10 protein-coding genes and 1 pseudogene are annotated in these 10640 nt (G+C 71.6%); 6 read left to right on the top strand and 5 right to left on the bottom strand.

From position 1 onward, the window contains the following. Nucleotides 1-138: 138 nt before the first annotated feature. Complete coding sequence (locus ACGFNN_RS13985; RefSeq protein WP_003967102.1) at nt 139-342, bottom strand: cold-shock protein; 204 nt, start codon at nt 340-342, stop codon at nt 139-141. A gap of 286 nt (nt 343-628) precedes the next feature. Here ACGFNN_RS13985 and ACGFNN_RS13980 point away from each other — a divergent pair, with 286 nt between their 5' ends. The 4 genes and pseudogenes from ACGFNN_RS13980 (at nt 629) to ACGFNN_RS13965 (ending at nt 5523) form a co-directional block, all read left to right on the top strand. Then, nucleotides 629-1507 carry a menaquinone biosynthesis protein gene (locus ACGFNN_RS13980; protein WP_362540987.1) on the top strand — a complete coding sequence of 293 codons (879 nt, stop codon included), beginning with the start codon at nt 629-631 and terminating at the stop codon, nt 1505-1507. 383 nt (nt 1508-1890) lie between these two features. Continuing rightward, a pseudogene (locus ACGFNN_RS13975) lies at nt 1891-3587 on the top strand (protein kinase). A 72-nt stretch (nt 3588-3659) separates the two neighbouring features. After that, nucleotides 3660-4859, top strand: a complete 1200-nt coding sequence (mqnC, locus tag ACGFNN_RS13970) for a cyclic dehypoxanthinyl futalosine synthase (protein ID WP_362540981.1) — start codon at nt 3660-3662, stop codon at nt 4857-4859. Nucleotides 4860-4875: 16 nt separating this feature from the next. Beyond that, on the top strand, nt 4876-5523 hold the full coding sequence (locus ACGFNN_RS13965; RefSeq protein ID WP_393555618.1) for a hypothetical protein: 648 nt from the start codon (nt 4876-4878) through the stop codon (nt 5521-5523). Between the two features lie 50 nt (nt 5524-5573). On the opposite strand, the gene ACGFNN_RS13960 is transcribed toward ACGFNN_RS13965, so the two are convergent. Genes ACGFNN_RS13960 through ACGFNN_RS13950 form a run of 3 tightly spaced genes read right to left on the bottom strand, consistent with a single transcriptional unit; the run spans nt 5574 to nt 7895 of the window. Then, nucleotides 5574-6503, bottom strand: coding sequence for a DUF3152 domain-containing protein (locus ACGFNN_RS13960; RefSeq protein WP_393555616.1), 930 nt, complete (start codon nt 6501-6503; stop codon nt 5574-5576). Between the two features lie 41 nt (nt 6504-6544). After that, nucleotides 6545-7354, bottom strand: a complete 810-nt coding sequence (locus ACGFNN_RS13955) for a hypothetical protein (RefSeq protein WP_393555614.1) — start codon at nt 7352-7354, stop codon at nt 6545-6547. Between the two features lie 10 nt (nt 7355-7364). After that, nucleotides 7365-7895 carry a SigE family RNA polymerase sigma factor gene (locus ACGFNN_RS13950; RefSeq protein WP_393555612.1) on the bottom strand — a complete coding sequence of 177 codons (531 nt, stop codon included), beginning with the start codon at nt 7893-7895 and terminating at the stop codon, nt 7365-7367. 122 nt (nt 7896-8017) lie between these two features. Here ACGFNN_RS13950 and ACGFNN_RS13945 point away from each other — a divergent pair, with 122 nt between their 5' ends. Next, nucleotides 8018-8710 (top strand): demethylmenaquinone methyltransferase, encoded by a 693-nt coding sequence (locus ACGFNN_RS13945; protein ID WP_393555610.1) that lies wholly within the window; start codon nt 8018-8020, stop codon nt 8708-8710. A gap of 21 nt (nt 8711-8731) precedes the next feature. Here ACGFNN_RS13945 and ACGFNN_RS13940 read toward each other — a convergent pair whose 3' ends face one another. Continuing rightward, a complete protein-coding gene (locus ACGFNN_RS13940; RefSeq protein WP_393555608.1) occupies nt 8732-9259 on the bottom strand; it encodes a GNAT family N-acetyltransferase in 528 nt (175 codons plus the stop codon). Nucleotides 9260-9356: 97 nt separating this feature from the next. Between ACGFNN_RS13940 and ACGFNN_RS13935 the strand changes: the two genes are divergently transcribed. Continuing rightward, nucleotides 9357-10640 carry a geranylgeranyl reductase family protein gene (locus tag ACGFNN_RS13935; protein ID WP_362664727.1) on the top strand — a complete coding sequence of 428 codons (1284 nt, stop codon included), beginning with the start codon at nt 9357-9359 and terminating at the stop codon, nt 10638-10640.

Below are 10640 nucleotides of genomic sequence, written 5' to 3'. Positions count from 1 at the left end.
TCCGGATTCAGGTCTTCCGGATCGATGTCGTCCGGGTCGGGCTTCCGGAAAGGGCAGGAGCCCCGCGCCTCCGTCGAAACGGGGGCGCGGGGCTCCTTGGGTAAAGCTCACTCGGCCGCGATCGGCCGACCCGGGCAACTAGGCCGGGGTGACGTTCTCAGCCTGCGGACCCTTGGGACCCTGAGTGACGTCGAAGTTCACGACCTGGTTCTCCTCGAGGGAGCGGAACCCGGACGCGTTGATCGCGGAGTAGTGGACGAAGACATCCGGGCCGCCGCCGTCCTGGGCGATGAAGCCGAAGCCCTTTTCAGCGTTGAACCACTTGACGGTTCCGGTAGCCATAAAGCCCTCCTTGGGCCAAAGGGTTGCCCTGCTCCAGAACCTGCAAACAAGTCTGAAAACTACAAAAGCCTGCGGGTTACATGCTCCGCAGGCTCTGTACTGCAAGGGAAACCAAACTGCAACTTGCGGGCGAGCCTAGCACGCAGTACGCGGCGAGCGGTAGAGGGAAAGATCACTTCACCCGGATGTTTGATCGGCCCGTAGGAGAGGTGACGGAGAGGGCCTCCGGAGGGTGGCCGGACGACCCGATGCGCCGTACCCGGGAGCACAGGTCTAGCCTCGCGATGTGGACAATTCAACCGTCTCTCCCGTAGAAGGCGACGACCGTCGCAGCAGGCCGCGCGTCGGCCACATCCAGTTCCTGAACTGCCTGCCCCTGTACTGGGGACTGGCGCGGACCGGAACCCTGCTCGATCTGGAGCTCTCGAAGGACACCCCGGAAAGACTCAGCGAGCAGCTGGTGGCAGGCGATCTGGACATCGGCCCCGTCACCCTGGTCGAGTTCCTGCGCAACGCCGACGACCTGGTGGCCCTTCCCGACATCGCCGTCGGCTGCGACGGCGACGTGATGTCGTGCGTGATCGTCTCCCAGGTCCCGCTGGAGCAGCTGGACGGGGCCCGGGTGGCCCTGGGCTCGACCTCGCGCACCTCCGTACGCCTGGCCCAGCTGCTGCTCTCCGAGCGCTACGGCGTCGCCCCCGACTACTACACCTGCCCGCCCGACCTCGGCCTGATGATGCAGGAGGCCGACGCGGCCGTCCTCATCGGTGACGCGGCGCTCCGGGCCAATCTCCACGACGCGCCCAGGCTGGGACTGCAGGTCCACGACCTGGGAGCGATGTGGAAGGAGTGGACCGGGCTGCCGTTCGTCTTCGCGGTCTGGGCGGCGCGCAAGGACTATCTCGCCTCGCACCCCGAGTACGTCGAGAAGGTCCACGAGGCGTTCCTTGCCTCGCGCGACCTGTCGCTGGAGGAGGTCACCAAGGTGGCCGAGCAGGCGGCGCGCTGGGAGGCCTTCGACGCGGAGGTGCTGGAGCGCTACTTCACGACCCTGGACTTCCGATTCGGCCCGGACCAGCTCGCGGGGGTCCGTGAGTTCGCCCGGCGGACCGGCCCCACCACCGGTTACCCGGCGGACGTCCACGTCGAACTGCTCGGAGGCTGACTCGGGCGGTGCGCGGGAATGCGGAGAGGCAGGAGCTGCCCCGCCGCTTTCCCGTGCCCCCGCTCCACTTCCTCCACGGCCCGGTCGCCTTTCCCCGAGACGCGGCCGGGCATTGCTTTCCCGGAGCGGGGAATTGCGCGGAGTTCCTTGTCCTGCGTCCCCGCGCACCCGTCCGGGGAATAGCGGACGACTTCCAGGCGCTCTTCCGGTTTCTCTCCCGTGAACCCCGGTCGCACCGGGGAACGGTGCATTCACGCCTTTCCGTGTGGCGAAATCCCTGTTTCATGCCCATAGGGGCGGTATCGGAGGAAGCGGTCTCCGTGACCCCGCGGGCCGGGCGCCCTTAGGCTTCCGTCCGAGTCCGGGCCACAGGGGGAGACCGCATGCAGCCGCTGGAAGCCGGCGAACCGCACACCATCGGTGCCTACCGGCTGCTGGGCCGGCTCGGCGCGGGCGGGATGGGCCGGGTCTATCTGGGCCGCAGCGCGGGCGGGCGTACCGTCGCGGTCAAGGTCGTCCACCCCCACTACGCCCTCGACGAGCAGTTCCGCGCGCGGTTCAGGCGCGAGGTGGACGCCGCCCGGCGGCTCGGCGCCCGGTGGACCGCGCCGGTCCTGGACGCCGACCCCGACGCGGCGGTGCCCTGGGTCGCGACGGGGTACGTGGCCGGGCCGCCGCTCTCCGACGCGGTGACCCGCCACGGGCCGCTGCCCGAGTACGCGGTGCGGGCCCTGGGCGCGGGACTGGGCGAGGCGCTCGACGCCGTGCACGCCCACGGACTGATCCACCGGGACGTGAAGCCGTCCAACGTCCTGCTCGCCCTCGACGGACCACGCCTGATCGACTTCGGCATCGCCAGGGCGCTGGGCGCCACCGTCTCGCTCACCTCCACCGGCGTCTCCGTCGGCTCGCCCGGCTACATGGCACCGGAGCAGATCAGGGGGCAGGACATCTCCGGAGCGGCCGACGTGTTCTCGCTCGGGGCGGTCCTCGCCTACGCGGCGACCGGAACCGCGCCCTTTCCGGGCGACTCCTCCGCCGTACTCCTCTACAAGGTGGTCCACGAGGAACCCGAACTCGGCGACCTGGAAGGCGAGCTGAGGGACCTGGTGGCCGGGTGCCTGGCCAAGGACCCCGCGGCCCGCCCCGCACCCGCCGAGATCGCCCGCCGTCTCGCACCCGGCGGCGCCTCGGCGCTGGTCGCCCCTGGCTGGCTCCCGGGACCGCTGGTCCGCGAGGTCAGCAATGCGGCGGTCGCCCTGCTGGACCTGGAACCGCAGGACGAGCCGGTGCGGTCGGGGCCGGTGCCGTTCAGCAACGCCTCGCTGGGGCCGCGCCGCTCGGCTCCTTCGGCCCTCCGGTGCCACCCGCACCGGCCGACCCGCCCGGCGAGCGTCCCCAGGGGCCGCGGATCGCCGTCACCATGGACTCCGGCCCCCGGCCGGGACCGCGCCGGGGGCGACGGGTCAGCTGCACCGTCGCGCTGGCCGTCGCCGGGGCGCTCGCCGCGGTGACCATCGGTGTCGCGACCATGAGCGACCTCTTCACCGGCGGCGGTGAGGACGGCCGTCGCAGTGACGCGGCGCGGGAGCCCTCCGCCACCCGGAACACGGACCCGGCCCACGAGGCGCCGGGCGGCACCCCCGGCCCCTCCGCGCCGGCCCCCTCCGGATCGACCCCCTCCACATCTGCCCCCTCCGCATCCGTGAGCGAACTTCCCACGGCGTTCGCCGGCACCTGGAAGGGCTCCGCGACCGAACGCAGCGGGGCCCCGCACGGCACCGTCACCGCCGTGTTCACCGAAGGGGAGAAGGGCGAGGAGGTGGTCGAGCTGGCCTACCGCTTCGACGCCCTCGGGACGACCGCCGTCTGCGAGGCCGTCGGCACCCTCGTCTCCGGTACGGCCACCGAGCTGAAGGTCCGCGAGCGCCCCGCCCCGGACGCCAGGACCAGCCCGCTGTGCACGGGGGGCGAGGCCGACCTCGTCTTCACCCTCCTGTCCGGTGACACCCTGCGCTACGAGTCGCGCGAGGAGGCCGCCGGTACACCGAAGGGCACGCTCACCCGGTCCGACGGCTGACCCCGCAAGGGGCTGGCGTAGGCTGGATCGGTCCGTGGAACCGTAGTAGAACCGCCGAAAGGTGACAGCCCGGTGACCGAGAAGGCCGACCTTCAGCCCGTCCTCGACCGCGCCGCCGAAGGCGGGCGGATCACCCCGGAGGAGGCGCTCGACCTGTACAGGTCGGCACCGCTGCACGCGCTGGGGGCCGCGGCCGACGCGGTGCGCCGCCGCCGGTACGCCGGTACGGAGCACATCGCGACGTACATCATCGAGCGCAACATCAACTACACCAACGTCTGCGTGACGGCCTGCAAGTTCTGCGCCTTCTACGCGCCGCCCAAGGACACGGACAAGGGCTGGTCCCGCGACCTCGACGACATCCTGCGCCGCTGCGCGGAGACCGTCGAACTCGGCGGCACGCAGATCATGTTCCAGGGCGGTCACCACCCGGACTACGGGGTCGAGTACTACGAGGAGCACTTCTCCGCGATCAAGAAGGCGTTCCCGCAGCTGGTCATCCACTCCCTCGGCGCCTCCGAGATCGAGCACATGGCCCGGATCTCGGGTGTCTCCGCGAAGGAGGCCATCGAGCGGATCCACGCCGCCGGCCTCGACTCCTTCGCCGGCGCCGGAGCCGAACTGCTCCCCGAGCGCCCGCGTACGGCGATCGCCCCGCTCAAGGAGTCCGGTGAGCGCTGGCTGGAGATCATGGAGATCGCCCACGGCCTCGGTGTGGAGTCCACCTCCACCATGCTGATGGGCACCGGTGAGACCAACGCCGAACGCATCGAGCACCTGCGGATGATCCGGGACGTCCAGGACCGCACCGGCGGCTTCCGGGCCTTCATCCCGTACACCTACCAGCCGGAGAACAACAAGCTGAAGGGCCGCACGCAGGCCACGCTCTTCGAGTACCTGCGGATGATCGCCATCGCACGGCTCTTCCTCGACAACGTCGCCCACATCCAGGGCTCCTGGCTGACCACGGGCAAGGAGGTCGGCCAGCTGTCCCTCCACTACGGCGCGGACGACCTGGGCTCGATCATGCTGGAGGAGAACGTCGTCTCATCGGCGGGCGCGAAGCACCGCTCGAACCGGCTCGAGATCATCGACCTGATCCGCAAGGCGGGGCGTGTCCCCGCCCAGCGCGCCACGACGTACGAACACCTGGTCGTCCACGACGACCCGGCGAACGACCCGGTCGACGAGCGCGTCGTCTCGCACATCTCCTCCACGGCGATCGCCGGCGGCACCGCGCACCCGGAGCTGAAGCTCCTCGACGCCAACTGAGACCGGCGGGACAGCCGTGCTCACCGTGCACGCCGCGCCACTGGTCCTCCCGGTCGGCGCGGCAGCCGTTCCCGGGGGCGCGGTCGCCGTGGACGGGGACCGGATCGCCGCCGTCGGCCCGTACGGCACGGTCGTGGCCGCGCACCCGGCGGCCCGGGTGCGCCGCTGGCCCGGGGTCCTCACCCCGGGGCTGCGGCAGTGGGACGGGGCCGAGCTGCTGACCCGCCGCTACCATCCGGACCCACGCGAGGCGGACGAGCTCGGCGAACTACCGCTGACCGAAGACGACTTCGAGAAGCTGACCGGCGGCCGGCCGGACGAGCGGCGCCGGTCGGGCAGCGTACGGCGCGGACTCCAGCGCATGCTGCGCCACGGCACCACCCATGTCGTGGGTGTCCTCGGTTTCCCGGACGTGCTCACCGCTGCCCGGCGCGCGGGCCTGACGGCTCTCCCGGCCGCGGACGTCCCGGTGGGTGAGCCCTCCCTCGACCCGTTCGTACGCGGCGGTGACCTGGCGGGATCGGTGAACGGCCCGCTCGCCGTCGGCGGCCGGGCCGACCTCGCGGTCTTCGACGTGCCGGACGAGGCGGCGCTCCGCGCCGCCGGCGCCGCGGCCTGCGTGGCCACGGTGCTCGGCGGGCGGCTGGTGTACCGGGGGCGGTGAGGACCCGCCCTGCTGTACCCCGGGGCGGTGAGGACCCGCCCCGGCGTGCCTCAGGGCACGGAGGGGCCGCCCAGGTAGCGCTGGGCGCGGTCGTACGGCCAGGCGTTGGACTCGCAGCCCTTCAGGCCCTTGATCTGCTGCATCATCACCGGCGCGGGTCTGCCCGCCCCGGGGCAGGTCTCGTGCCCGTGCCCCAGCCAGTGGCCCACCTCGTGATTGATGATCAGGGCGCGGTAGTCGGAGACCGGCCCGTCGAAGGTCGGCGAACCCAGCAGCCAGCGGCGGAGGTTGACCATCACGTTCTCGCCGCCGCGGCAGTTCACCTCGCCGTGGGTGTCGAGCCCGTACCGGCCGCACAGGCTGTCGGTCGTCGTCGGGGTGCCTATCCGGATCACCAGCCCGGCGGACGCGTCGTCGACCTGGCGGAAGGAACGGCTGCCGCCCTTGCTCCAGCCCCTGGGGTCCGCGAGTATCCGGGCGATCTCCTCGGCCGCGGCGTCGGGGTCCACCCCGATGCCCTTCTCGACCTCGACGCGGTACGGGCTGCCGCCGCCACGGGGCGAGGCGTTCGCCCGTGCCACGGCGAAGCTGCCGGAACCGGAGGCCGGCACGGAGTCCGGGTCCACGCGTTCCTCCTCCCGCGGGCCGTCCTCCTCCGTCGTGGCCGCCGACGACCCCGACGCCTCGGGGCTCACCGATGCGGTCGGCGAGCCCGTGGCCTCCGGTGGGCCGGACGACGGAGGCGGTGCGGCGGGAGCCGGGGAGGCCCCGGCCGTCTCCCGGCTCGCGGCGACGGCCGCGCCGTCGTCCTGCCACGGTGTGGACAGGTGGAGGAGGACCGCGGCGGCCGCCGCGGCCACCGCCCCGGCGAGGACCGCGCGGCGACGCCGCACCCGTCTTCGTCGCGCCAGGTGCCTGGACCGCGTGCCCCCACGGCGTCCGCCGGCGGTCCGTATCCGATGGGTGTCTTCGCTCTGCATGGATGTCCGTCGTCTCGAAATGGCCGCCCGGGGAAAGCCGGTCACCCGCCCCGCACGCTGACCTGCTTGCCGAGCACCGGGTGCTCGTCCGCGTACCGCACCACCTCCAGCAGCCCGCTCTCCCGTACGCCTTCCAGGAGCCGCTGGGTGGTCAAGGGTGCGGAAATCCCCTTCTCCTCGTCCGGAGAGACGTTGATCAGGACCTCGCTGTTCCCGAAACCGAAGGAGATCGCGGCGGACATCGTGTCCATGGAGCCCGTGGCCGCGCGCCGGAGCCTCGCTTCGACGGCGCGCGTCAGCTGCGCCTTCTCACAGGTCATCCCCTTCGCGGGGACGTCCCGGCAGTCCTCGGCCCGCCCCCCGTCGCCGGGGCGGACCTCGAAGGTCACCAGGAAACGGTTGCCGTCCTTCTCCCCCTGGTAGAGCGCGACGGAGGAGTCGACGGGGCGGATCGTCCCGACGCTGTCAGGCAGGGCGTCGTCCAGAGCCACCGCCGCACGTTGCTGGAAGTCCTCCAGCCGTCGCCTCTCCTTGGCCGGCAGTCCGGCGAAACCGCCGTCCTCGCTCTGCCCGGGCGTGGGCTCCACGTGGACCGGCGTACGGTACGGCGCCGCCGCGACCCCCGTACCGGTCGCGGCGGTACTCGCCCCGGAGTCACCGCCGGACAGGGCGGACGCGCCGAGCGCCGCGACCGTCAACGTCCCGAAGGCACCGGCGGTGAGCCCCAGCCGCACCGCCGCCCGTCGCCGCCTGCCCCGGGAAACCGCCCCGGGCACCAGATCCGGAAGGGGGGCGAGCCCCTCCGCCGTACGCTCCATCGCTTCCCTGACCAGCAGGGCGTCCTCGCTCATCACAAGCTCCTCAGTTCCGGGCGGTGTAGACATGGGCCGGCCCCAACTGCTCCCGCAGCCGGGCGAGTGACCGCGAGCACTGGCTCTTGACGGTGGACTCGCTGCACCGGAGCAGTTCGGCCACCGACTCCACGCTCAGGTCCTCCCAGTAGCGGAGAACCACCATCGCCCTTGCTCTCGGAGGCAGTTCGGCGAGCGCGGTCAGCAGCGTCACGGTCAGTTCGGGGCCGACGGACGCCCTCGGTACGTCGACCGGGGTGTGCGCCAGGAGGTCACGCAGGCGCCGCCTGCGCTCCGCCAGATACGTGCGGGTCAGCACCGTGCGCGCGTACGCCTCGGGATGGTCCGCCGCGCTCACCCGGCGCCAGTGCTGGAAGATCTTGGCGAGGGCGGTCTGGGTCAGGTCCCGAGCCCCCTCCTGCTCACCGCATAGCAGATAGGCGGTGCGGTACAGGCGGGTCTGGTTCGCCCGGGCGAACGCCTCGAAGCTGTCGTCATGGGCCCCGGGGCCGGTCGGTCCCCGGCCGTGCAGGATGGACATCCGCCCTCCTTCTCCCGGTCTCAGGTGCGTCACACCCTTCTATGAGCGCCGCCGGCCCCGAAAGGTTGAAGCCGTTCCACGCCGCCGCACGGCAGTGGGAGGAGGGCTGCTTGAATGGGAGGGTGACCCGAGCATCCCTGGACAAGCAGCCGCACGAAGTCGCCTCGATGTTCGACGACGTGGCGGCGAACTACGACCTGACCAACGACGTGCTGTCGCTCGGACAGGCGCGGCTCTGGCGCAAGGAGGTCGCGCGGGCGGTCGACGCGCGGCCGGCCCAGAAGATCCTCGACCTGGCGGCCGGTACGGCGACCTCCTCGCAGCCCTTCGCCCGGGCCGGCGCCTACGTCGTGCCCTGCGACTTCTCGATCGGGATGCTCCGCGTCGGCAAGGAGCGCCACCCGTGGATGCCGTTCACCGCGGGCGACGGCACGAGGCTCCCGTTCAAGGACGAGACCTTCGACGCGGTCACGATCTCCTTCGGGCTGCGCAACATCCAGGACACCGACGCCGCGCTCGCCGAGCTGTACCGGGTCACCAAGCCCGGCGGCCGCGTGGTGATCTGCGAGTTCTCGCAGCCGACGTGGACCCCCTTCCGGACCGTCTACACCGAGTACCTGATGCGGGCGCTGCCGCCGGTCGCCCGGGCGGTCTCGTCCAACCCGGACGCCTACGTCTACCTCGCCGAGTCGATCCGGGCGTGGCCCGACCAGGCCGGCCTGGCGACGCTGCTGAAGAAGGCCGGCTGGTCGAAGGTGGCCTGGCGCAACCTCACCGGGGGAGTGGTGGCGCTCCACCGGGGCATCCGCGACTGACGCCCCCGTGACGGCCGGGTCTCACAGCTCCAGCCGGAAGCAGACGGCCTCCTGACCGCGTGGGGTGGGGTAGGACTCGGCCCGCCGCATACCGAGGCGTTCCGCCACCGCCATCGACCGGGTGTTGCGCGAGTGGACCATGGCGACCACCTCGCCCACCCCCGCCGCCCGCAGGCGCTCCAGGGTGGTGCGGGCGGCGGTGGTGGCGTACCCGCGCCCCCAGGCCGCACTCCCCAGCCGCCAGCCGATCTCGGTGGCGCCCACCGGTCCGTAGTGCGTGTGCGGCCACGGCTGCGCGCCGGTGAAGCCGAGGACGTTCTCCTCCTCGTCCGTCACGGTCCACAGGCAGTAACCCAGTTCCGCGTCGTGCCGCCGCTGGCGTGCGGTGAGCTCCTCGTACACGGAGAGCTCCGCGCTCCGTCCGCCGAAGAACTCCATCACCCGCGGGTCGTCGAAGACCCGGTACCAGGTCAGGGCGTCCTCGTCCGTCGGAACGCGGAGATGCACGGCGGGGGCCGAGGCGTGGGGCACGACCGGTGATGTCGACATGAGGGAGCCCTTCGGAGGGTAGGTCTGCAGGCCCCCATAGACTGCACGCGACCTGTGCCGCGCGGCACGCGAATTCGAGTCTTCGGGAGATCCGACCGTGACCGAGCCCCTCTCCGAACACAGCGCGGACGTGATCGTCGTCGGAGCGGGCCCAGCCGGCTCGACGACCGCGTACTACCTCGCCAAGTCCGGACTCGACGTCCTCCTCCTGGAGAAGACCGCCTTCCCCCGCGAGAAGGTCTGCGGTGACGGGCTCACCCCGCGCGCCACCAAGCAGCTCGTCTCCATGGGCATCGACATCTCCGAAGAGGCCGGCTGGCTGCGGAACAAGGGTCTGCGCATCATCGGCGGCGGAGTCCGCCTCCAGCTGGACTGGCCGGATCTCGCCTCGTACCCGGACTACGGACTCGTCCGCAAGCGCGACGACTTCGACGAGCAGCTCGCCCGGCAGGCGCAGAAGGCGGGCGCGCGGCTCTACGAGCGCTGCAACGTCGGTGAGCCGGTCAAGGACGAGCGCACCGGCCGCATCACCGGCGTCCACGCCAAGCTCGGCGAGGAGAAGACCCCCGTCACCTTCCACGCCCCGCTCGTGGTCGCGGCCGACGGCAACTCCACCCGGCTCTCCCTCAACATGGGCCTGCACCGCCGCGAGGACCGCCCCATGGGCGTCGCGGTCCGCACGTACTTCACCTCGCCGCGCCACGACGACGACTACCTCGAGTCCTGGCTGGAGCTGTGGGACCGCCGTGGCGGCGAGGAGCGCCTGCTGCCCGGCTACGGCTGGATCTTCGGCATGGGCGACGGCACCTCCAACGTCGGCCTGGGCATCCTCAACTCCTCCAAGGCGTTCCGTGAGCTCGACTGGCGCGAGGTGCTCAAGGCCTGGTGCGCCTCGATGCCGGAGGACTGGGGCTACACCCCCGAGAACATGACCATGCCGATCCGGGGCGCCGCGCTCCCGATGGCCTTCAACCGCCAGCCGCACTACACCAAGGGCCTGCTGCTCGTCGGTGACGCCGGAGGCCTCGTCAACCCGTTCAACGGCGAGGGCATCGCGTACGCCATGGAGTCCGGCCAGATCGCCGCCGACGTCATCGTGCAGGCGCAGGCCAGGGCCACCCCCGCCCAGCGGGAGCTGGCGCTGCAGCACTACCCCAAGATCCTCAAGGACACCTACGGCGGCTACTACACGCTGGGCCGCGCGTTCGTGAAGATGATCGGCAACCCGCACGTCATGAAGATCGCCACCCAGCGCGGTCTGACGCACCCTCTCCTGATGAAGTTCACGCTGAAGATGCTCGCCAACCTCACCGACCCGACGGGCGGCGACGCGATGGACCGCATCATCAACGGCCTCTCGAAGGTCGCCCCGAAGGCCTGA

Origin of the sequence: Streptomyces sp. NPDC048590, assembly GCF_043199535.1 — a bacterium.
Classification (GTDB): Bacteria; Actinomycetota; Actinomycetes; order Streptomycetales; family Streptomycetaceae; genus Streptomyces.
The sequence above is the reverse complement of the archived record's forward strand: the minus strand, read 5'-3'. Positions and strand labels throughout refer to the sequence as shown.

Excerpts from the sequence above, each read along its gene's own strand:
- ACGFNN_RS13950 (WP_393555612.1), bottom strand. The coding sequence starts at position 7,895 with ATGTCCATCCTGCACGGCCGGGGACCGACCGGCCCCGGGGCCCATGAC.
- ACGFNN_RS13940 (WP_393555608.1), bottom strand. The coding sequence starts at position 9,259 with ATGTCGACATCACCGGTCGTGCCCCACGCCTCGGCCCCCGCCGTGCAT.
- ACGFNN_RS13985 (WP_003967102.1), bottom strand. The coding sequence starts at position 342 with ATGGCTACCGGAACCGTCAAGTGGTTCAACGCTGAAAAGGGCTTCGGC.
- ACGFNN_RS13960 (WP_393555616.1), bottom strand. The coding sequence starts at position 6,503 with ATGCAGAGCGAAGACACCCATCGGATACGGACCGCCGGCGGACGCCGT.
- ACGFNN_RS13955 (WP_393555614.1), bottom strand. The coding sequence starts at position 7,354 with ATGAGCGAGGACGCCCTGCTGGTCAGGGAAGCGATGGAGCGTACGGCG.